Genomic DNA, 22,503 nt, shown 5'->3' on the forward strand with positions numbered 1-22,503 from the left:
CTTTGCAGGCCAGTACGCCGACCCCGAATCCGGATTGCACTACAACCGGTTCCGGTACTATGATGGTGACAGTGGGCAGTATATCTCCCCGGACCCGATAGGGCTGGCGGGTGGGGTGAATCCTTACGGATATGTCGCGAACCCGTTAAGTTATATTGATCCCTTTGGGTTATGTAAAGCAGACATAAGCAATTCTTATCATGGACCTAAATTACCTAATAATGTTGCATCAACTTTTGAAGGTGGAGCATATACAAATAGAAAATCACTTCAAGATGGTTTCCTTTACAAATACCATGGCATAGATAATAGAACCGGAAGAAAATACTCGTGGCTAACAAATAAATCATATACGTCAGAAGAGGCATTAAGACAGGATCTTGCTATCCGCCATGATTGGGGGATCAATATCACTGATGTATCGAAATTTAGAGTTCCTCAGGGAACATGGCTAAGTGAGGGAACTGCAGCTGCGCAAGGTGCAGGATATCCTGGTGGTGGATACCAAGCTGTGATATCGAATGTTCCTAATGCTTGGGTAACAAACACAACAAAGGTCCCATGGTAATGAAGACAGAAAGATTACTTAATGCATTAGATGAAATAATCATTGAATTAAACAAGAATGGAAAAAAACAGTCTGCTGATTTTTTTTCATCACGATATTTCAAGATAAAAGATGCAAATAATAACTTAGAACCTATTAAAGAACTAGCTACATGCAGAGCAATGGCGCAATACGCTGACTTTTCTATTACAGAGGAAAGTAAGCTCGATAAGATAATTGACTATGCCACAGTTATTTTAACTGAGCATAACGAAGAATAACTTAAGAAAAGTATGAGCCCGGGGCACTGCCCCCCGGCGCCCGTTATCAGCACGGCGAACTGCACTATATTGTCCGCGACCACATGGGCACGCCCCGCGAGCTGCTGACCGAATCAGGCAAAGTGGTCCGGGCGCAGAAGCTGAGCGTCTGGGGCAAAACAGAATGCTATCGCTTTAACGGCTGGCACGCCGCCAATGACGACACCGCCCCCGACTGCCCGTGGCGATTTGCAGGCCAGTACGCCGACCCCGAATCCGGATTGCACTACAACCGGTTCCGGTACTATGATGGTGACAGCGGGCAATACCTCTCCCCGGACCCGATAGGGCTGGCGGGTGGGGTGAATCCTTACGGGTATGTCAGTAACCCACTGAAATATTTTGATCCTTTTGGATTATGTAAGGTCGATACCGCAAGAGCTCGACAAGCCCAAATGCTAGAAGATAATGTGGGATATAATATAAGCCCCAAAAGTTGGGATCAATACCCTGCACTTGGTCGTGATGGTACATTTGTTACTGATAAAGAAGGTATTCTAAAATACTTCCCCGGTGTTCAAAATGGAGAAGTAACCATATCTAAATCTCTTACTGAAACTATTGAAAAAGATATGGGGTTAGCTCCAGGTTCTTTAAGCGGAGGGTTTAATATCAGAAAAATTGATGGAATATCTAATATGCAACCTCGAAGCCCATTGGGCGGTAATGATTATTTTTTAGGTCCTGGCCAGCACTTACCTGGAGGTGCTCCGGAAGTAGTTATCAATCCTGTATCACCATCAGCACCAGTCACTATAGGGGTGAACGTAAATTGAATAGAATACCAGATAATTCCATTATCGTTATTGATATGGCCGGAGATGTTATAAAACTAAGAGTCTCCGAGCAGAATCTAATAGATAGAATGCAATTAATAGGCTTTTCACTAAAAGAACAGTTTATGGTCATGCCCGTTGTTGACGTCCAGGATAAACAACGCATTATAAAACTACTAATTAATGAGGGTGCTCTTTTCCTATATGGTAATGGTTGGTATCCTTCAGAGGTCATGGAGTATTACAAAGATCAAAAAATTAATTTCGGAAAATATAAAATCATCTTCTGGACTGATGAAAATACATATCACATAGAAGAACGATAACATATTAAAAAACAAGATGAAAAAGCCGGTAAATATTTACTGCTGATTTACCGGCTCTTTTATTCTCTTCAACCCACTAAGCAACCAGTTCCTTAATCCCCATCGCCACCCGTTTAAACTAGTAAAGCTCGGCCTTCAGCGCCTGCTCTTCGCTGCTGTCCGCAATAAGCAAGCGGCGGCTGAACACAACAAAAGGCCTCGCCGGGCACAACTACCGGTGGAGTGGCGACCAGCTGGTCGCCGAAGTACCTGTGTATGCCGACGGCACTCCGGCCACCGGGCGCAGTGTGTACTGACTGTATGAGCCCAGCGCAGTAACCCCCGGTGCCCGGTATAAAAACGGGCAACTGCACCACGTAGTGCGGGACCACATGGGCACGCCCCGCGAGCTGCTGACCGAATCAGGCAAAGTGGTCCGGGCGCAGAAACTGAGCGTCTGGGGTAAAACAGAATGCTATCGCTTTAACGGCTGGCACGCCGCCAATGACGACACCGCTCCGGACTGCCCGTGGCGCTTTGCAGGCCAGTACGCCGACCCCGAATCCGGATTGCACTACAACCGGTTCCGGTACTATGATGGTGACAGCGGGCAGTACCTCTCCCCGGACCCGATAGGACTGGCGGGTGGGGTGAATCCTTACGGGTATGTCGGTAACCCATTGCGATGGGTTGATCCGCTGGGGTTGGCCTGCTGTCCTCCTCTGTATGAATCAAGAAGTGAAGCCCTTAGAGCAGCTAAAAGGGATGCTGGAATACCAATGGGACAGCATCCAGATAACATAACATCAGTTAGAATGACCGATATAAATGGACGTAATATTTTGGGTGCAGATAATCAACCAATCTATACTAGAGAGTACAGATATACACGAACTGATGGTTCCAAAATTGTTTTCCAGGAGCACTCCGCTGGTCATAGCTATGGTCCCCCAGGGACCCCGGGTAACCAAGGGCCTCATTTTAATCCACGGCCAATGGATCCAGTTACAGGAAATGCATCCAGAAATGGTTCTGTTGATGGAATGTTAAAACATTATGAATTCCCGGGAGGATACTAACCATGTGGTTTGATAATGCATACGGAAAAGAAAAAATCATTCATTTGTTTTCAAGTGAGCTATCGATTACTGATGTTGAACTTGAAAGTTTTTTATTTTATGCTGCCTCATCATTGCGATTAACATTCTACACAACAAATATACCGACCAATATACCTAAGAAATGGAAAGCAATAAAATTCAACTCAATTAGGTTAACCATAGAATTTAGTGATATCCTTGAGTTCAGAAGTAATGGTCTTAGCCTAGGATTTAAATGCTCTCCAAAAATAACCCCGGGTAAAGACAGAACATCTCTGCATATTAAAAATGATGAATTCGACATCTACTGCAGTGCACGAATAATGGAAATCCATGACATTAGCCCATTTCTTGACAGTCGCTTTGAAAAGCACTGCCCTTCGTTAATATAAAAACAAGTGCGAATTATCGAACATAGTCCTAATGTTGATTATATCAGAAATGAATTAGCGGTCATACCTGACTTCAAACCTGAGATATCTCATGTTCAACAGTTCTACATTCCTGAAGGAGTAAGGATCCAAACAGGGCCTGTGGGCTCTCAAATCTCCGGGGGTACAATCTATCCTGGAGGAGGAAATCAGGTTCAAATATTAAATTATGCAGATAGAGCAGAACTGATACCAATTAATAAACCAAGATCAATTTACCCAGCCAAATGCGGATGTTAACATGAATGAAATTTCAAAACTAAAAACTACAAATATCAATAACGTCGGAAATGAAAGAAAATCTTCAAACGTGATTACTCTAATGCCTAACAAGTTATCTTGGCAATACAATGGTTCTACAATGGTTCTACAATGGTTCTACAATGGAGATAATTGATGATAACAAGTTAATCGCAACCCTTTTAAGGAACAATATAGAAATAGCGATCATTAGAGCTCCATTTCATAAAAACAATCAGACACACATTCTTCACGCCACAGGAAAGGTGAAATGGAATGTTAGAGATAAAATAAAATCAACCTATGATTACATTATTTTCTCTGACGTCTACTACATTGGGGAAATTCTTTTTTTCTTCATTAATACTAACAAAGGAGATTACCGATTTTCGTTCGATACAGATAATGGCTCTGTAGGCAACCCCATACAATCTTGCTAAGCGAAATAATAAAACAAAATTCTCCAAAAAAGTACCCAACTACTCCTACTAATGAAAAACACCCATAAAAATGAACAAAACGAATAGAGCAGAAGAAAAAATCAAAGAAGCCATCAAAGAACTAAATAAAGCAATCATCACTAACAATATTAAAGCTTTATCATTTACTTCATTCAAGCAATTACATAAGTTTATAGAGACTTTTGAAATCTCCCTTCAAAAAATAGCATCAGGTAATATCCCCCAAAAAAATGAAAGAACGTTAGGGGTAGCTAAAGTTGTTGCAGATCAATGGCCTTTTAATATTGTATTAGGTAAAGTGATTATTGATGCAGAGCAAGCTTATAAAGATATCTAAACAAAAAAGCCAGCAGCGGATTTTCTTAGTTTTCTGAACATTCTTTGCCCAACGGGCAAACGTTTTATTACGTCTGGAATGATGCAGGCCAGTTGACCGCCCGACAAACGACTACCGGGCAGCGCCACACCCTGGAATATGATGAAAACGGCAGTCTGGTCAGACTCACCGATGCGCAGGGCCGCAGTCAGCAGTTCAGCTACAGCGAGCACGGGGAACTACTGGCGCAGCTTTTACCCGACGGCGCCACCTGGCACTGGCGCTACAACGGGCAGCATCAGGTAGAGGCAATCATCGCCCCGGATGAAGGCATCTTCCGGACCGGGAGCGATATCTTTGGCCGCCTGCTGAGTATCCGGGACCCGCTGGCGCAGACCACTCGCTTCCGGCACAGCCCGCACCATGCGGGGACTGCCGGGAGTACCGAAGAGATTATCCGCCCCGATGGCGTCCGCGAACTGATGAGTCAGGACAGTGAAAAACGTCCGGCCAGCTTTACCGACGGCGAAGGCAAAACCACCCGATACGAATACGGTCCCTTTGACCTGCTCACCGCCCTCATTCGCCCCGATGGCACGCGTCTGGAATGCCGTTATGACCGCCTCACCCGTCTGTCTGACATCATCAACGCCGCAGGGGAACATTACCGCCTGACCTACGATAAAGCCGGGCAGCTCATCCGCGAAACTGATTTCACCGGGCGCACCCTGCAGTATGAATACGATGCGGCCGGGCGACGTACCTGTACCCGTTATCCCGATAATCATTTCATCCGCTGGTATTACGATGACGGTGACCGGGTGATACAGCGCCAGGCCTGGCAGACCGCAGACGGGCATGACCGGCTTATCGCCACCACCGATTACCGCTACGACGCCGAACACCGGCTCATCAGCGCCCGGAATCCCGACGCGCAGGTGGAATTTGAGTATGACGCCGACGGCAATATCCTCGCCGAAACCCTCAATGGCCGCCGCACGGAACAGACTTACCATCCACTGAACGGCCACGCCCTGAGCTGGCAACTGGATGATGTCAGGGTGCACGCAGTGTCGGAAAGCCCCCCGGCGATTAAAACCGGGGGGCCAGGACGCACGCGACCTAACTCTTCTCCACCACTAGCGGCTCGATATCACTCTCTTTTTTGATGACCAGAGAATCATCACCACGCAGGCAAGTGCCGCCGTAGTTGCCGCCGACGGTAAAGGTGCAGACCTGAATGTACTTACCATCGACTTTCGGCAAACACCACAACTGCTGGTAGATATTCTTACGATCGACAAACTTCCCGCTACTCTGGTCCAACAGTTGATCGTCGTGGCTGACGAGGTCAATGTTACTGCCACAGCGGCCAGAAATGGGCTTAACCGCATAGCCCGTTTTCGCCAGTTCATCATTGACCACAAAATCCGTATCCAGCAGATAGCGGTGATGCGGGAACAGTTGCCATAAAACGGGCAAAATCGCCTTGTTGCCTGGCACTACTGTCCATAACGGTTCAAATACCATCACTTCCGGACGCAGCAGTACGTCAATCAAACGCACTTCGTTGTTTGGGTGGCCGGTACGAATCGGCACGGCAGCGAATTCGGTTTCACTCACTTCACGCACCTGTTCAATCGCCGTTTCCCACGCCCAGGTTTTCCACACGCAGTTCACCGGGCGGTTGTCGCCATCGATAAGTAACCCAGCGGCATCCCAGCGCAGTTCTTCGAGGCCATACAGAATTTTGCTTTCAAACCCGGCTTCCGTCAGCGCCTGTTGCATAAAGCGAGCGTGATAATTCTCCTCAAGATCTTTGTCCTGCATGATGTGAACAAAAGGCCGCGCGGTACTGTGTTTCCACGCACCAATCAGCTCGCCGAGCAACTCTCCCGCCGGATTGTGCCCTTCTCCGCGATAGCCCGTTTTTGCCCATTGCTCCAGAATCAGGCCGCCTTCGGTATGGCATGATGCCGAATCAGCGTTGTATTCATAGACCTTCAGCCCGCGCTCATCCATGCAGAAATCCATGCGCCCGGTGATCATGTCGTGGCGGCGGCGCTGCCACGAAAGACGCAAACGCGGCCAGAGGATTTTCGGGATATCAAACAACGCCAGCAGATTGTCATCTTTCATCACTTTGTCGGTGGCGTGCAGATACATCAGATGCAACTCGTTGGTCGCTTTGATCAGTTCCTGTTCGGCACGTTCGGTGATGGTGAAATACTGGCAGGGATCTTTATTGATGAAATGCCCGTTAGCGCGCACATAGGCGGCCTGCAACGGTTCCTGTTCGTTCAGCCATGCGCCGTCAAACTGACCGTTATTGTCCAGCCGCGCACCTTGAAGGTTCAGCGCTTTTCCCGGCAGTGCGGGCTGCGGAAGGCTATGTTCGCTGTTATCTGTCTGGATCATCCAGCCCAGAATTGTCGTGTCATCGAAAGTGTCTTCAATGGTGTAATGACCGTCTTTCATCATCAGCGTCAGTTCGCGCGTCCACTGCTGCCCCTGCGGCAGCGGATGATCGATCACATTCTGTTCCGCGATACGCACTTTGTTGCCAATAAGCTGAGTGATGACCGCCACGTGTCCGGTTTCATTGAACTCACCGCCTTTCTGCCAAATCAGCAGCGCCCCTGCGAGCGGCGCACGCTTCGAACCATTGGCAAACGCTTGTAATGGCAGCAAATTATCATTTACCACCTGACGCAGAAAACGCAGAGAGAAGATCTCGTAAGCCATGCTGACATCGGTGAATACAAACCCATAGGTCAAAAACAAAAAACGGCGCGCAAACTCAACGCACTGCCATTTGTGGCCCATGTATTCGTTATCGATATAGCTGCGGAAAGAGGCATCACTGTGAGAAAAATCGTCACCGAGGCTGCTGTAATTCGAGGAGTAAATCGCCACGCCTCCCGGCGCATACCCTAACAACGTCCCAAAGGGAGCATCACTGCTGGACATTCCAGTACTCATTCTTCCAACCTAATTTTTCAGTTCGGGGAAGCAGGCGGCGAGCGTAAACCTGTTGTTGTCGTCTGCGGATTGCCAGAGTTCTGGCAGAAGTGTCCTAATCATACACCTCGCAGATAAGATAATCGAAACGGCAACACCACCAGAGTAAACACCCCGGTGGCGCTAAAGATGACCGGGCCGACGGGGTTTTGGTTTGCCGTTGTAGGCTCGTGCAAGCGGAGCGCCGCCGGGCAATTCAGGATTTACCCCACAATCAGCGTTTTCGCTTCCAGATAAGCCTGCATGCCCCACTTACCCATTTCGCGGCCCAGACCAGACAGCTTGAAACCACCGAAAGGTGCTTTCGGCTCATGCGCCAGGGTATTGACCATCACCCGACCGGACTCTATTTGTTGTGCGATACGCACGGCGCGTTCGGTATTTGCGCCCAGCACCATCGCATTAAGGCCATAAGGGGTGTCGTTGGCTATTACCAGCGCTTCTGTTTCATCGTCGTAGGGAATGATCACCAGCACTGGGCCAAAAATCTCCTCACGAGCGATGCGCATGTGATTATGACCCACAAACACCGTCGGCTTCACGCCCCAACCTTTTTCCATCCCCGCTGGACGCCCTTCGCCACCCACCAGCAGCTTCGCGCCCTCTTGCACACCGAGGCGAATATAGTCCTGCACGCGCTGCCATTGTTTCTGGCTGACCATTGGGCCGATTTCGGTTTTATCATCACGCGGATCGCCGGACTGGACCTGGCCCACAGCCTCAGCAAACGCCTGCTCAAATTCGGCCTGACGGCTGCGCGGCACCAGAATACGCGTCCCGGCAATGCATGCCTGCCCGCTGTTCATAAAGCCCGCCGCCAGCGCCAACGGTATGGCCTGAGCGATATCGGCATCATCCAAAATCACCGTCGGCGATTTCCCGCCCAGTTCCAGCGTCACGCGTTTTAACGACTGCGCCCCGCTTTCGACAATGTGTTTCCCTACTGCCGTTGAGCCAGTAAAGGAGATTTTGGCGATGTCCGGGTGACGGTTAATCACATCGCCCACCACGTCGCCGCGCCCGGTGATGATGTTAAACACGCCTGCCGGAATATTCGCTTCGTGCAGCGCTTCGGTCACGATTTGCGTCTGCATGGCGCTCATTTCACTCGGTTTGATCACCGCCGTACAGCCCGCCGCCATTGCTGTCGCCAGCTTGTTACAGATAAACCCGGCGTCGCTGTTCCACGGGGTAATCAGCCCCGCTACGCCGACCGGTGTCATGACCACCTGCGCACTGCCCGCCTGTTCAACAAATTCAAATTCTTCCAGCGTTTCAATCGCCTGAGCAATAACGTCTGCCGGATATTGCGCCATCCAGCGGGCGCGCGACTGCGGCGCGCCGTATTCAGTGACTATTGCTTCTAGCAAAGCGTCTTCACACGCCGCCACCGCTTTGTGCATGCGTTTCAGCACCGCGATGCGTTCGTCTTTGGTGGTGCGAGACCACACCGGGAATGCCGCTTTTGCAGCGGCAATCGCCCGTTCAACATCCGTTTCATCGGCCAGTCGAACGGTGCCAATCACCGCTTCGGTCGCCGGGTTAAAAAGCTCAAAACGTTCTTCGCCGTGCGGGGTTACGAATTCGCCGTTGATATAGATGTTGTCGATGTGCTGCATGGTGTTTCTCCACAGATTCAGTTTGTGGCTTGAGTATAGAAACGGATGACCGTAACGATAAGAGGGTCTATGCTGAATGTACTGTACCGAAAATCGGGATAATGTATGCATCGCAGTGGATTCACTGAACTGGAAGTGGTGCTCGCCGTCGCGCACCGTCAAAGTTTTCGCGCCGCCGCGCGCGAGTTAGGCATGTCTGCCACGGCGGTCAGCAACGCCGTCGCCGGGCTGGAAAGCAGGTTGAAAGTACGCCTGTTCAACCGCTCAACCCGCAGCGTGGCGTTGACGCCTGCAGGTGAACGTTACGTCGAACGCATCGCGCCCGCTATGGCGGAAATCCAGCGCGCATCGGAAGAGATTACTGCTGTGCCGGATACACCGACCGGGACACTGCGCATCAACGCGCCGCAGGAAAGCGTGTCGATGTTGTATGAACCGTTGCTGGAGGAATATCTCACGCGCTATCCGCAGATGCGCCTCGAGATCACCAGTGAATCACGAATGGTAGACATTGTGGCAGAAGGGTATGACGCAGGGATCCGTCTGGCAGAATCCGTTCCGCAGGACATGATTGCCGTGCCGTTGACGCGCGACATCCGTATGTTAGTTGTTGCAACACCGGAATATCTGGCCGAACACGGCACACCGCATGCGCCAGATGATTTGAAGCAACACCAGAGCGTCGGGATGCGTATGTCGCACGGCGGGGTTTATCAATGGGAGCTGGAGCGTCATCAGCAGAAATTCTCCGTCAACGTGCCGCCGCGCATTGTACTCAACGAGATGCGGGCCATCCGTCGTGCCGCATTAAGTGGCATCGGTCTGGCGTTCATTTCAGACTGGTTTGTCGATGAGGATGTCGCGGCCGGTCGGCTGGTCAGCGTGATGGAGGAATGGTGTCAGCCGTTTGGCGGCCTACGCCTGTATTATCCCGGCAGACGTCACGTTCCGCCGGGATTAAAAGCGTTTATCGATTTGGTACACGAAATCCGCGACCGCGACGCTAAGCCTTAAACAGCCAACAAGCTGCGAAATGGCGCGGGGCAATTTCCTGCATCGGCGGCTCCTGCTGCTGACAAATCGGCATTACGTGCGGGCAGCGGCTGCAAAAACGACAGCCGTCGATCTGTGCTGTTGGGCTCGGGATTTCGCCTTTCAGGCCGCCCTGTTCCAGATGCCGCACACGTGGATCGGGCTGCGGCACCGAGGCCAACAACGCTCGCGTGTAAGGATGCGCCGGGTGCTGATACAGTTCATTCGCATCGGCCACTTCCACCAGCTTGCCGAGATACATCACCCCGATGCGGCTGGAAATATGGCGCACCATCGACAAATCATGCGCGATGAACAGATAGGTCAGCCCCAGTTCCTGCTGCAAATCTTGCAGAATATTCACCACCTGCGCCTGGACCGACACATCCAGCGCCGACAGCGGCTCATCGCACAGCACAAACTCCGGGCGCACCGACAGCGCACGCGCAATGCTGATGCGTTGACGCTGACCACCGCTGAATTCATGAGGGAAACGCTGCAAGTGCTCCTGCTTGAGGCCCACTTTATACAGCAGTTCTTCCGCCCGATCGCGCTGCGCCTGTTTGCTGTAGCCGTGAATATGCATCGGCTCGGAAACCAACTGTTGCACCGTCATACCGGGGTTGAGCGACGAATACGGGTCCTGAAAAATCGCCTGCATCCGGCGGCGCAACGGCTTGAGCGTTTTCTCTGAAGCCCTGGCAATATCGTGTCCGGCAAAGGAAATCTCCCCGGAGGTGATATCGAACAGACGCAAAATGGCGCGCCCCAGTGTCGATTTCCCGCAGCCGGATTCACCCACCAGCCCGAAAGTTTCGCCAGGCATAATGTCAAAACTGACGCCATCTACCGCTTTGACCTGCAAGCCTTTGCGCAGCCAGCCGCCGTTCAGCGCGTAGTGTTTACGTAAATCGCGAACACGAATTAACGGGTCGTTGCTCATGCCTGAATCTCCTTATCCTGCCACAGCCAGCATGCGGTGCGATGCCCTTCCGCGTTTGAATAGAATGGTGGCGGCGTTGTGCATTTCGCCATGCGCTGCGGGCAACGTTCGGCAAACGGGCAGCCCGGCGGCGGGTTAAGCAACCCCGGCGGTGAGCCTTCGATGGGCGACAAACGACTGGCTGAATCATCCGCGCGCGGCAATGAAGCCAACAGCCCGCGAGTGTAAGGATGCAAAGGCCGCCAGAAAATATCTTCGACGCTGCCTTCTTCCATCACTTGCCCGCCGTACATCACCACTACGCGACTGCACACCTGCGCCACGACGCCAAGATCGTGTGTGATCAACAAAATAGCCGCGCCGGTTTGCTGCTGGAGCGTTTTCAGCAGCCGCAGGATTTGCGCCTGAATAGTGACATCCAGCGCGGTGGTTGGCTCGTCGGCGATCAACAATTCGGGATCGCAAGACAGCGCGATGGCGATCATCACCCGCTGGCGCATGCCGCCGCTGAATTCGTGCGGATACTGACTGAAACGACGATCTGCATCAGCGATCCCAACACGGCCCAACATTTCAATGGCTTTGCTTTTCGCCTCGCGCTTCGACAACCCTTTATTGCGCCGCAGGATCTCCGTCATTTGCTGGCCGATAGTCAGCACCGGGTTCAGCGCGGTCATCGGATCCTGGAAAATCATCGCGATATCGTTGCCGCGAATACGCCGCATTTGCTCCGGCGTTTTGCGCGCCAGATCTTCGCCGCGAAAATGTACGCGCCCGCCGGTAATTTTGCCGTTATTGCCCAAAAGCTGGATAACTGATTTACAGGTCACGCTTTTGCCGCAGCCCGATTCCCCAACGATGCCGACCAGTTCGCCCGGCTTCAGCGCAAAGCTCACCCCGCGTACCGAATGCACTTCCCCCTCTCGGGTGAAGAACGACGTTTGCAGGTTGTCGAGTTCCAGTAAATTATGCATCGCGATTGGCTCCCGGATCGAAGGCGGTACGGAACACGTCGCCCAGCACGTTGAAACTGAACACCGTCAGCAGGATCAAAATCCCCGGGAACATCGCCAGCCACGAGGCTTCACCAATGTAGGACTGCGCGTTGTTGAGCATACTGCCCCACGAGGCAGCGGGCTGCTGCACGCCAAGCCCGAGGAAACTGAGCGTCGACTCCATCAGGATCGCCGAGGCAATGTTCAGCGTGGCGGCCACAATAATCGTCGGCAACACGCCAGGAATAATGTGCCGCGCAATAATACGCAGCGGGTTCTCCCCGGAAGCGCGGGCATACAGCACATATTCGCGCTCTTTCACCGTCAGCGTTTCAGCACGCACCAGTCGCGACATGTTCATCCACGTCAACAGGCTGATAATCATGATGATGTTGTCCACGCCCGGCTTGAGATAAGCGTTGAGCACCAATAGCAGGAAGAACGCGGGGATCGCCATCAGGATATCGACGGCGCGCATCATCAGGTTATCCAGCCAGCCGCCAAAATAGCCGCTGACCGTGCCGACAACAGTGCCAATCAACGTCGAAAAGATCATCACCAGAAAACCAACCATGAGCGAAATTTGCCCGCCGTACAGCGCGCGGGTGAAATAGTCACGCCCGTATTCGTCTGTGCCAAACCAGTGCGCGGCATCTGGCGGCAACGTGCGTGCGCCGAGCGACATCTGATCCGGGTCGTAAGGACTCAACCCTGCGGCCAGTGCGGCGAGAATAAAAATAAATAGCACCAGAAGGGAAAACTGCGCCGGACGATTGCGGCGCAGCTGGTGACGTACGTTTTGCCAGCGTCTGCTCATCGGCGGTTACCTCAGGGTACGAATACGGGGATCGGCGAAGCGATACAACAGATCCGCCAGCAAATTGCCGACGATCAGCATCAACGACGACAACAAGATGATCGCCATGATCAACGGATAATCCAGCGAGGTGATCGCCTGGATCCCCAGCAGCCCCATGCCCGGCCACGAGAACACGCTTTCGGTCACATAAGCGCCCACAATCAGCTCGCCAAACGACAGTCCAAATAGGGTGATCACTGGCAGCAGCACGTTTTTCAGCACATGACGGAACAAAATCGTGCGGTAGGTTGCGCCATATGCGAGTTGCGTTTGCACGTAATCTGCCGACAGCTGGCTGATGGTGTTGGAACGCACATAGCGCACGTAATTGGAGAGGTTGTAAAACGTCAGCGCGATACACGGCAGCACGCCGTGGCGCACCACATCAAGCCAATTGTCTTCCACGCCAATGGTGCGCATGCCCATGCTCGGCAGCCAGTTAAACTGCACCGCGAACACGGTGATCAGCAGAATGCCAAACCAGAAAATCGGCACCGAAATGCCGATATAGGCGAACAGATTGAGAAAGTGATCGAGCCAGCGGTGCTTAAATGCGCCCGCCAGCAAGCCCAACGGCACTGCCAGCACAATCGCTAACAGCAATGATGCGCTCATTAGCCCAAGCGTGGCGGGAATACGCTCGACAATCATCGCCAGCACCGGGCGGTGATAGATCAGCGAATAGCCCAAATCGCCCTGAAAGACATTTTTCAGCCACAGGAAATATTGCGTCACCAGTGGTTTATCAAGCCCAAGGCTATGGCGGATACGCTCGATATCCTCAGGTGCCATGCGCGGCGTGATATACGCCTGCACCGGATCACCCGGCGCGAGTTTCACCAGCAAAAACGCGACCAGTGAAATAAAGAAAAGCATCGGCAGCAGTTGCAGCAGCCGACGCGTTAGCATTCCGTTCACGACATTCCCTTCATAAATCTGGCTACCGATAAATTCCCCGGTGGCGCTGCGCTTACCGAGCCTACAAAACCTGTAGGCCGGGCAAACAATGTGCCGCCCGGCGTTATGTCGATTATTTTTGGTAGATTTTCGACAGGTCCTGGAACATATAAACCGGTTTCGGCTCAGCTTCTTTGCTGCCGCCGAAACGCTTATCTAACGCCAGCGTGGCGTTGGAGTAAGCAATCGGGTAATAGGTCATTTCCGTCGCCACGGTCTGCTGGATCTGCTGGTAGATAGCGCCACGCTTAACGGTATCGGTCTCGATGGCCCCTTTATCCCACAACGCATCGAACTGCGGGTCTTTGTAGTGCGCATAGTTATAAGCTTCGTTGCTCATAAACAGCGACTTATAGCCATCCGGCTCCGCGCCCATGATGTAACCGCCGAGGTTCAAATCCCAAGTGGTGTTATTCATATCGAGACTGCGCTGAGACATGGCGTTGGCATCCAGCGGCATCAGCTCTACGTTAATCCCCAGCGCTTTCAATTGCTGCTGAATATAGAGACTCATGCTCTCCTGGGTTTTATTGGTGTTAACGTAGGCCAGACGCAGTTTGAGACCTGCCGGAGCGCCCGAGGCTTTCAGCAGGTCTTTGGCTTTTTGCAGATCATATTTGTACTGTTCGACGTCATCAGAATGGTACAACGTGTCCGGCGTCAGGAACGACGTGGCCGGCTTCGCGTAATCCAGCGAGGTAAAGGCCGTGGTCACCAGGTCATCTTTGTTGATGGCATACGCAATGGCCTGACGCAGATCTTTGCTCTTCATTACCGACACGTTCTGGTTGAAGGTCATGTACGCCAGACGCCCTTCCGGATAGACCACAAAATCGAATTTACCGGTGCTTTTCAGACGCGACACATCCTGCGGGTCCACCATTTTCAGGTTAATTTCGCCGTTTTGCAGCGCAAGATTGGCAGAGTTACTGTCTTTCGCGAAACGATAAGTGACAGAATCAAGCTTCGCTTTACCGTTCCAGTAATCGTCGAAACGCGTCAGTGAATAATACTGACCCGCGCGATACTCTTTGAATTTGAACGGCCCGGAGCCGACCGGCGCATCGTTTTTGCTGCTCTTTTCCAGATCGCTTTCGTTAGCGAACACGTGCTGCGGGATCGGGTAAATCTGCACCAGGGTGCCGACAAACGCGGCGCTCACCTGCGGAAGCGTAAATTTCACCGTCAAATCATCCACTTTGCTCACTTCAACAGGCTTGCCACCAAACATAAACATGCTGCGGAAGAAGCTGTGCTGTTTTTCATCGAGCAGTTTGTCGAAGGTGAACACCACATCGTCGGCGGTCAGCGGCTGGCCGTCCTGCCATTTCAGATTCGGTTTCAGTTTGAGGACATAGCTGAGGTTATCGGCGGACGGCGTCAGGCTTTCTGCCAGGCCCCACTCAATTTTTCCGTCGTTGTAGCTATAGAGCGGCGCGTACAGCGCCTGCATGATCGTCAGCGTAGTGCGGTCGCTGGCATAAATAGGGTTCACCGCCAGCGGATCGCCGGAGGTAATGCCGATAATCAGTGAGCCACCCTCTTTCGGCGCGGCGCTTTCATTTGCCGCAGGGGCATTTACGGTGTCTTTATTTTTTGCGTCGTCGCATCCCGCGAGACCTAAAGCCAGCGACATCATCGCGGCGGAGAAAACCAACTTGCGCATGCTTTATTCACTCCTTGCCATCAAAATAATTATTATTTTTTATCTGCCAACGAACGCAGTTCAGCGCGCATAGTGGGGCCTTTCCCACACGATTTGAAATGCGATTTTCGCTTAAGCTTATATCCGAACCGATCTATATAAGATGTTTTTAAAATAAGCCGTTAGCTGCATCACGACTCTGATCGTTAAAGCTCTGCGTGCGCACCTGCTACACTCCCTCAACTATCCCCTAAAGAAAAGGCTGGTTCTGATGTCTGACAATAACTATCAACCTCCGAAAGTCTGGGAGTGGAAGCAAAACAACGGCGGCGCATTCGCCAACATCAACCGTCCGGTCTCCGGCCCGACGCACGAAAAAGACCTGCCGGTGGGCTCGCACCCGCTGCAACTCTATTCACTGGGTACGCCGAACGGTCAGAAAGTGACGATCATGCTGGAAGAGCTTTTGGCCGCGGGGGTGACTACTGCCGAGTACGACGCGTGGATGATCCGCATTGGCGATGGCGATCAGTTCTCCAGTGGTTTCGTGGACGTAAACCCGAATTCCAAAATTCCCGCCCTGAGCGATCATTCGGTGAACCCGCCGCTGCGCGTATTCGAATCCGGATCGATCCTGCTGTATCTGGCAGAGAAATTTGGTCACTTCCTGCCAAAAGATCCGGCGGGACGTACTGAAACACTGAACTGGCTGTTTTGGTTACAGGGCGCAGCGCCGTTCCTCGGCGGTGGTTTCGGGCATTTCTATAACTATGCCCCGGTCAAAATTGAGTACGCTATCGACCGTTTCACGATGGAAGCCAAACGCCAGCTCGACGTGCTGGATAAACAACTGGCGCGCAGCCGCTATGTAGCGGGCGAGGAGTACACCATTGCGGATATGGCTATCTGGCCGTGGTACGGCAATGTGGTGCTTGGTGCGGTGTATAACGCGGCGGAATTCCTTGATGCGGGCAGCTACAAGAACGTACTGCGCTGGGCGCAGGATGTCGGTAATCGTCCGGCGGTAAAACGTGGGCGCATTGTGAACCGTGCGCAGGGGCCGTTGAACGAACAGTTGCATGAGCGTCATAACGCCAGCGATTTCGACACCAACACCGAAGATAAACGTCAGAGCTAATCCCTTCCCATTGAACCGGATGCCATTGTCCGGTTCACTTTTTTCTCGCTGTATATTTACACGCCAATACATTATTAGTATGAATATGTCTTACTCCGGCATATGGCATCTAAATGTCTGAAATCGCCCTGAAACAACAGATCCAGAATCTGAAAAAGCATAACGCCCGGCTGTTGCGTATTGCCCGTGACGCGAAGAGCAAGCTTAGCGCTGCCCTCGACGGCACCGGGCTTTGTTTATGGCAGCTGGATATTCCCAGCGGAAAATTAATTATTTTCAACCGCCGCTGGGGCGCGATGCTCGGCTATCAACCGAAAGCCCTGAGCGCTCATTTCGACGTGTGGCGGGAACATCTGCACCCGGAAGATAAGCAACGGGTTTTAGACGCTTTTTACAGTCATCTGGAAGGCAGCGCGCCGTATTACGAAGCGCTGCACCGAATGCTGCACAAAAACGGCACTGTCAGTTGGGTGCTGGATCGCGGGCGCGTCAGTGAATGGGACGTCGATGGCAAGCCGTTGAAAGTCACCGGCACCCACATTGATATGACCAAAGAAAAACAGTACGAGGAACAACTTTCCCTGCTGGCAAACCACGATCCGCTCACCGGCCTTGCCAATCGTCATGCATTGCTCAAGCATTTCGCGCAGATGCGAGAGGACGACGCCATGTGCGTGGCGTTTATCGATCTTGATGATTTTAAAGCGGTGAATGACCGGTTCGGTCATCGCTGCGGTGATGAACTGCTGATCCAACTGAGCCAGCGCCTGCGCGAAGCCTGCCCGCCGGGGAGCGTCGTCGGGCGGTTGGGCGGCGATGAATTTGTCCTGCTTTTACCCTGTTCGCTCAACAGCCTTTTGGTGTGGAGTACCGCTCATAACTGCCTGCGCGCGGCGCTGACACCGTTCGAACTGGTGAGCGGCATCGCCTCGGTGGGCGCATCTATTGGCATCAATGAAGTGCTGGCAGAAGACGATTTTAGCGGCGCATTGCTGCGTGCGGATCTGTCGATGTATCAAATCAAACACACCGGAAAAAATGGTGCAGCCATTGGGCAGACGCTTATTTCATTATCGGGCGAAGATTCAACGCTCGACGCGATACCCCGCCATGAAATAGCGCACCGCCGCCTCTGAATTCGTTTCGCGAAAGAAATCCATCACCATCGCTTTATCGAGCCCGTAGCGGCGCGTCAGTACACCCGCTTCCCAAGCGCTGAGCTGCCTGTCACCGGTTTGTTCGAACATTCGGTGGCAGAAACCCAGCACAAATCCTCGTTTATAATCAGAACAAAACTGCGCCACGTAGCCCGCCCCCTCTGCCTGTGCCGAATTCAGCCCAGCCATCAGGCCTTTGCCAAAATGGTTATCCATCACGGTTCCTCAACTCGCTATATAAAAAATTATATAGCGTTATTTTAAGCAGAAGCTAGCGGTTTTTAGAAACCTACCCATTCTGGGGAAGGCTGCGATTCCCCATTAATCGCCAGCACTGTGATCGCCCGAACTTACCGGAACATTTTCAGGCGCTAGTATAGAAACGTCGTTTCAAAATGAAGAACAGAAGGAGCATCCATGTCCTGGCACGCTAGTTCCGACCGTTATCAACAGATGCAGTATCGCTATTGCGGCAACAGTGGGTTGCAGTTACCTGCGCTGTCGCTGGGGTTGTGGCACAGTTTTGGTCACATTCAGACGCTTGATTCTCAACGTGCGCTGCTACGCAAAGCATTCGATTTGGGTATTACCCATTTCGATCTCGCCAACAACTATGGCCCACCGCCGGGCAGCGCCGAGGAAAACTTTGGACGCCTGTTACGGGAAGATTTTGCCCTCTATCGCGATGAATTGATTATCTCCACCAAAGCGGGATACGACATGTGGCCCGGCCCGTATGGTTCTGGCGGCTCTCGTAAATATCTGCTGGCAAGCCTTGATCAGAGCCTCAAACGCATGGGCCTCGACTACGTCGATATTTTCTATTCTCATCGTGTTGATGAGAAAACGCCGATGGAAGAAACCGCTTCTGCGCTGGCTCAGGCGGTACAGAGCGGTAAAGCGCTGTATGTCGGCATTTCATCTTATTCCACTGAACGTACGCAGCAGATGGTCGCGCTGTTGCGCGAGTGGAAAATTCCTGTGCTTATCCACCAGCCTTCTTACAATTTACTCAATCGTTGGGTGGATAAAACCGGCCTGCTCGACACACTGGAAGAGAACGGCGTGGGCTGTATCGCCTTTACTCCGCTGGCGCAGGGGTTGCTGACCGGCAAATACCTGAACGGTATTCCGGACGGCTCACGGATGCAAACCGAAGGCAAGAAAGCGCGCGGATTGACGGAAAATATGCTGAGCGAAAGCAACCTGAAAAGCCTGCATCTGTTGCAGGAAATGGCACAGTCACGCGGGCAAAGCATGGCGCAAATGGCGTTGAGCTGGCTGCTGAAAGATAACCGCGTCACGTCAGTGCTGATTGGTGCCAGTCGCCCGGAGCAGTTGGAAGAGAACGTCCAGGCGCTGAACAATCTGGCCTTTACGCCACAGGAACTGGCGCAAATTGACCAGCATGTGGCGGATGGTCAGTTGAATCTCTGGCAGGCTTCGTCGGATAAATAAGCATGAGGATTCCCCCGCGCTTTTGGCAAAGGGGGAATCATTTACACGTCCAAAGGTTCCACCCGTGGACGCTGATATTCCGGCCACACCAGTGTCACCAGTGACGGATAAGCATCCAGGCTGAAATCACGAAAACACTGTTGTAGATTGAGCACGTCGAGATCGCCCCGCGGCACTTTCTCGCCATTCAGGCAGCGTTTTTTTATGTTGTCGTAATATTTATACACCGCCGAATTGAGATCACTACAGCGCCGCTGGGCCTCAAATAACCCGGCTGTCGCATTTAATTCTGTGATACTCATCCGTTTTATTGTGGCCTGGAGAAAATCAATATATTCATGATTGACCCGCCAGTACCATACCGGGGTAATCGCGTTCATCAGCATCGCGAAATGGTCCTCGCCCTCTTCTTTGTTCAGCAATTTCACCTGGACGGGTTGTGGCTCTTCTTCCACAACGTCATTTTTAAAAATACCAGAGATGATTAAAAGAATAACAACAGTGAGTAATAGCAGTGCTATCACGAAATAGATAATACTGTTCATGGTTGGCTCCATTTTTTTTGATTTTAAATTTACGCCATGATATTGTCAACGAACCTCACACCTTTATCGCGCTTATCCTGTTGAAAATAAAAGGACATCAGGCATGATACCCGAGTCGCTGATCCCGGCCCACTTTCACATCTCAAATGCAGAGCACAATACCGGGGCAGCAGAAAATAACGCTGATTTTACTCAGGGCAAGATAACCCTCGAAAACTTTGAGTCAGATATATTAACCGCCCCCGCTCGTAACGGTCAGTCGCGCAATATGCTGCTGGAAGAACATGACCGTCATATTAAAGACCGACTGTTTCGTGTAGTGAAAATCGAAGCCTTTGCCCGTGTGCTTAACGATCTGCAAACGGAAGGCGAAATTGATATTCAGGAATTAAGTCAAATTATTGCCGAGCATACTGATAAAATTAATGACGCAGGCAACGAAATTTGGCTTAATTTGATTACGCGTGAAAAAACAGCGTCTCTTTTTTACGACTTTCAGGCTGAGTAAAAAATGAAAGACGTTGATAATAATAACGCGCATTTGACTTTGGGCGATAAAAAAAGCGATGCGATCATTTTTCAGCATAATCTCCAGGCGCTGAAAAATGAAAAAAATGCGGTGATTGACGAAACCGCAAAAGCGCTGGTATCCATTCCCGCCGCGCTGGTGCGCATGAAATGGCAGTACCGCCGGGAGATATACGCCTTCCAGGTAAAAGAAGAGATCTACGGTGCGGCATTAGCTGAAATCATTGAGCGCAACCCGCAACTCAAAGAGAAAATTCTTGCGCATATTGAAGCGAGTTATCAGCACATTCTGGCTCGTGAAGTCGCCACTCTGCGCCTGCTACGTAAGCTTTCGGACGGCAACTGCCGAACCGCCAGCGTCAATATTGTGGCGCCGGAAGAACATCTCCCGACGCCTGCCGCTATCAAAGCCTGATCACACCAGTCTGAAGACTGAAATTGCAGTCTTCAACTCCCCGGTTTGTCGCTGCTGTTGCTGCGCTACCTGCATCGTCTGGGCCACGTGCTGCACATTCTCCTGCACGCTGGCATCAATGCTGGCGATGCTGCCATTAATCTGCAAAATGCTGGCGCGCTGCTGTTCGCTCATCAACGATAGGGCTTCCACCAGCCCGTGCAGACTTTCAATACTGCCAATCATCACCTGCATCGTTTTCCCGGCCTGCTCCACCTGATTTGCCCCCTGCTGCGTACTTTCAACCGAGACCGCAATCAGTTGGCGAATCTCTTTCGCCGCGCTTTCACAGCGCAACGCCAGGGTGCGTACTTCCGCCGCCACAACAGCAAAACCTTTGCCATGCTCACCTGCCCTAGCCGCCTCCACAGAGGCGTTCAGCGACAGAATATTGGTCTGGAAAGCGATACCGTCAATAAGCTCCAGAATACCGTTAATACGCAGCGATTCGTTCCGAATGTGGATCATTGACGCCATCGCTGCACGGATATTTTCCCCGCCCTGCTGCGCCACGTCGCTCGCCTGAAGCGCCAGCCCTCGCGCTTCGCTAGCCTTTTCACTGGTTTGCGCCGCTGCGCCCAGCAGTTGTTCCATCGCGCAGGCTGCGATCGCCAGCGATTGCGCCTGATTGTCCGTTCGTTCCGACAGCGCTGTATTACGCTGCAACAGCGTCTGTGCATCATCAAGCAGTTGTGTCACGCCGTGCGTCACCTGCACCAGTGTGCTGCGCATGGTGCCGAGCGTCAGGCTGAACGTGCGGGCAAAGGAGGAGTGACTGGCCTGCGCATCCTGCGTCAATGTCAGGATCCCCGGTTCACGGTTGATGACGGAGGCCAACTTGGCGACTTCGCTGGCCGAGCGCGCATCCTGCTCCATACGCAGCGCCATGAGCACCAGGATAACGGTTTGTACCACCACAAATACCGCATGCGTGATGACCATATCCAACCCCGGCCCCATTGCGAAGACCACGACGCCAAACAGGTCATACTCCTGCAAATAGTTGAACGTCAGATGGTGCACGGCAATCACCGCCGCGCCCATCAGCAAGGGTTTCCAATCGCGCCAGGCCAATAGCGCCGACAGCAGAACAAACACGGAGAAATGATATTCCGTTTCACCACCGCCGAGCTGGATAAGCAGCGCGGAATACGCCATCAAAATGAAGGCAAACAGCAGGCGTGTCACCAACTTGCCAGGCAACAACACGCAAGCCAGTGTCGCCAGCCCGGCCAGTAAACTGCTCGCGATCAGTGCCAGCGCGGCTTGCCCGGTCATTACGCCGAAGGCCAGGCAAACAAGCCACAAGATCCAGACCAGTGCCAGCATCAGGCGGTCAGCCCGTTGGCGAATGGCAGTCAGCGAAATCAAGTCACGAGAAGGAGAAGCTGTGTCGAGTAAGGTCGGGAGGGTCATGTTGGATCCCCATGCTTTGCAGGTAATGTTATGCCCCGTTTTCACGGCGCTTTTTTATGATGTTCCTGACTAAGCGTAGAGAGGTTTAAGGCGTGCGCCAGCGGCGAAGGAAAATAATTAGCGGTGAAACCTGCCGCGAAAAAACAGGATATATCAGCCAGTTAGAGATTTTATTTTAGTCAGTGCAAGCGTCGGCCGAACCGGGTTAAATCAGGCAGTTTCGGGCATAAAAAAACCGGC

Annotated in this window: 23 protein-coding genes and 2 pseudogenes; 15 read left to right on the forward strand and 10 right to left on the reverse strand. The window is 52.1% G+C overall.

Annotated features, from left to right (window positions below):
* From VH187_RS10290 to VH187_RS10330, 9 genes and pseudogenes are all read left to right on the forward strand, one after another.
* The coding region (locus VH187_RS10290; protein WP_329701361.1) for an RHS repeat-associated core domain-containing protein at nt 1-568 on the forward strand (568 nt) is incomplete at its 5' end.
* Nucleotides 568-828: a hypothetical protein gene (locus VH187_RS10295; protein ID WP_329701362.1), complete on the forward strand. Its 261-nt coding sequence runs from the start codon at nt 568-570 to the stop codon at nt 826-828. The genes VH187_RS10290 and VH187_RS10295, both read left to right, overlap by 1 nt.
* Before the next feature lie 11 nt (nt 829-839).
* Nucleotides 840-1,643: pseudogene (locus VH187_RS10300) on the forward strand (RHS repeat-associated core domain-containing protein); the annotation flags it as partial.
* Nucleotides 1,640-1,969, forward strand: coding sequence for a hypothetical protein (locus tag VH187_RS10305; protein ID WP_329701363.1), 330 nt, complete (start codon nt 1,640-1,642; stop codon nt 1,967-1,969). The pseudogene VH187_RS10300 and the gene VH187_RS10305, both read left to right, overlap by 4 nt.
* Nucleotides 1,970-2,157: 188 nt before the next feature.
* Nucleotides 2,158-2,667, forward strand: a pseudogene (locus tag VH187_RS10310) (RHS repeat-associated core domain-containing protein); the annotation flags it as partial.
* Entirely contained in the window at nt 2,647-3,027 is a 381-nt protein-coding gene (locus VH187_RS10315) for an HNH/endonuclease VII fold putative polymorphic toxin (protein WP_349256075.1), read from the forward strand. The pseudogene VH187_RS10310 and the gene VH187_RS10315, both read left to right, overlap by 21 nt.
* 2 nt (nt 3,028-3,029) lie before the next feature.
* Complete coding sequence (locus tag VH187_RS10320) at nt 3,030-3,440, forward strand: Imm50 family immunity protein (protein WP_329701364.1); 411 nt, start codon at nt 3,030-3,032, stop codon at nt 3,438-3,440.
* A gap of 789 nt (nt 3,441-4,229) precedes the next feature.
* On the forward strand, nt 4,230-4,517 hold the full coding sequence (locus VH187_RS10325) for a hypothetical protein (protein WP_329701365.1): 288 nt from the start codon (nt 4,230-4,232) through the stop codon (nt 4,515-4,517).
* A 44-nt stretch (nt 4,518-4,561) separates the two neighbouring features.
* Nucleotides 4,562-5,665: a hypothetical protein gene (locus VH187_RS10330; protein ID WP_329701366.1), complete on the forward strand. Its 1,104-nt coding sequence runs from the start codon at nt 4,562-4,564 to the stop codon at nt 5,663-5,665.
* On the opposite strand, the gene gss is transcribed toward VH187_RS10330, so the two are convergent.
* Entirely contained in the window at nt 5,619-7,478 is a 1,860-nt protein-coding gene (gene gss / locus VH187_RS10335) for a bifunctional glutathionylspermidine amidase/synthase (protein WP_329701367.1), read from the reverse strand. The genes VH187_RS10330 and gss overlap by 47 nt on opposite strands.
* 242 nt (nt 7,479-7,720) lie before the next feature.
* On the reverse strand, nt 7,721-9,136 hold the full coding sequence (locus VH187_RS10340; protein ID WP_329701368.1) for an aldehyde dehydrogenase family protein: 1,416 nt from the start codon (nt 9,134-9,136) through the stop codon (nt 7,721-7,723).
* 105 nt (nt 9,137-9,241) lie between these two features.
* On the opposite strand from VH187_RS10340, the gene VH187_RS10345 reads away from it, so the two are divergent.
* On the forward strand, nt 9,242-10,150 hold the full coding sequence (locus VH187_RS10345; protein WP_329701369.1) for a LysR family transcriptional regulator: 909 nt from the start codon (nt 9,242-9,244) through the stop codon (nt 10,148-10,150).
* Here VH187_RS10345 and VH187_RS10350 read toward each other — a convergent pair.
* From VH187_RS10350 to VH187_RS10370, 5 genes are all read right to left on the reverse strand, one after another.
* Complete coding sequence (locus VH187_RS10350; RefSeq protein ID WP_329701370.1) at nt 10,140-11,111, reverse strand: ABC transporter ATP-binding protein; 972 nt, start codon at nt 11,109-11,111, stop codon at nt 10,140-10,142. The two genes, VH187_RS10345 and VH187_RS10350, sit on opposite strands and share 11 nt — an antisense overlap.
* Nucleotides 11,108-12,085 (reverse strand): ABC transporter ATP-binding protein, encoded by a 978-nt coding sequence (locus VH187_RS10355; protein ID WP_329701371.1) that lies wholly within the window; start codon nt 12,083-12,085, stop codon nt 11,108-11,110. The genes VH187_RS10350 and VH187_RS10355 overlap by 4 nt, the downstream gene beginning before the upstream one ends.
* Complete coding sequence (locus VH187_RS10360) at nt 12,078-12,923, reverse strand: ABC transporter permease (protein WP_329701372.1); 846 nt, start codon at nt 12,921-12,923, stop codon at nt 12,078-12,080. Before VH187_RS10360 ends, VH187_RS10355 begins: the two co-directional genes overlap by 8 nt.
* A gap of 6 nt (nt 12,924-12,929) precedes the next feature.
* Nucleotides 12,930-13,874, reverse strand: a complete 945-nt coding sequence (locus tag VH187_RS10365; protein ID WP_329701399.1) for an ABC transporter permease — start codon at nt 13,872-13,874, stop codon at nt 12,930-12,932.
* A 121-nt stretch (nt 13,875-13,995) separates the two neighbouring features.
* The gene (locus VH187_RS10370) at nt 13,996-15,588 is read right to left on the reverse strand and encodes an ABC transporter substrate-binding protein (RefSeq protein ID WP_329701373.1); all 1,593 of its coding nucleotides are present in this window, start codon (nt 15,586-15,588) and stop codon (nt 13,996-13,998) included.
* A gap of 250 nt (nt 15,589-15,838) precedes the next feature.
* Here VH187_RS10370 and yghU point away from each other — a divergent pair, with 250 nt between their 5' ends.
* Together yghU and VH187_RS10380 are read left to right on the forward strand one after the other, a co-directional pair.
* Nucleotides 15,839-16,705 carry a glutathione-dependent disulfide-bond oxidoreductase gene (yghU, locus tag VH187_RS10375; RefSeq protein WP_329701374.1) on the forward strand — a complete coding sequence of 289 codons (867 nt, stop codon included), beginning with the start codon at nt 15,839-15,841 and terminating at the stop codon, nt 16,703-16,705.
* Nucleotides 16,706-16,818: 113 nt separating this feature from the next.
* Nucleotides 16,819-17,841, forward strand: coding sequence for a sensor domain-containing diguanylate cyclase (locus VH187_RS10380; RefSeq protein WP_329701375.1), 1,023 nt, complete (start codon nt 16,819-16,821; stop codon nt 17,839-17,841).
* Here the strand turns inward: VH187_RS10380 and VH187_RS10385 are convergent.
* Complete coding sequence (locus VH187_RS10385; RefSeq protein WP_329701376.1) at nt 17,791-18,078, reverse strand: DUF2623 family protein; 288 nt, start codon at nt 18,076-18,078, stop codon at nt 17,791-17,793. The two genes, VH187_RS10380 and VH187_RS10385, sit on opposite strands and share 51 nt — an antisense overlap.
* Before the next feature lie 201 nt (nt 18,079-18,279).
* Here VH187_RS10385 and VH187_RS10390 point away from each other — a divergent pair, with 201 nt between their 5' ends.
* The gene (locus VH187_RS10390) at nt 18,280-19,320 is read left to right on the forward strand and encodes an aldo/keto reductase (RefSeq protein WP_329701377.1); all 1,041 of its coding nucleotides are present in this window, start codon (nt 18,280-18,282) and stop codon (nt 19,318-19,320) included.
* 41 nt (nt 19,321-19,361) lie between these two features.
* Here VH187_RS10390 and VH187_RS10395 read toward each other — a convergent pair whose 3' ends face one another.
* Nucleotides 19,362-19,865, reverse strand: coding sequence for an ESA_00282 family adhesion-associated protein (locus VH187_RS10395; RefSeq protein WP_329701378.1), 504 nt, complete (start codon nt 19,863-19,865; stop codon nt 19,362-19,364).
* A gap of 103 nt (nt 19,866-19,968) precedes the next feature.
* Here VH187_RS10395 and VH187_RS10400 point away from each other — a divergent pair, with 103 nt between their 5' ends.
* Complete coding sequence (locus tag VH187_RS10400) at nt 19,969-20,373, forward strand: hypothetical protein (RefSeq protein WP_329701379.1); 405 nt, start codon at nt 19,969-19,971, stop codon at nt 20,371-20,373.
* Nucleotides 20,374-20,376: 3 nt separating this feature from the next.
* The gene (locus VH187_RS10405; RefSeq protein WP_329701380.1) at nt 20,377-20,808 is read left to right on the forward strand and encodes a cytoplasmic protein; all 432 of its coding nucleotides are present in this window, start codon (nt 20,377-20,379) and stop codon (nt 20,806-20,808) included.
* Here VH187_RS10405 and VH187_RS10410 read toward each other — a convergent pair whose 3' ends face one another.
* Nucleotides 20,809-22,263, reverse strand: coding sequence for a methyl-accepting chemotaxis protein (locus tag VH187_RS10410; RefSeq protein WP_329701381.1), 1,455 nt, complete (start codon nt 22,261-22,263; stop codon nt 20,809-20,811).
* Nucleotides 22,264-22,503: the final 240 nt, after the last annotated feature.

Source organism: Scandinavium sp. (assembly GCF_036271055.1).
GTDB lineage: Bacteria > Pseudomonadota > Gammaproteobacteria > Enterobacterales > Enterobacteriaceae > Scandinavium.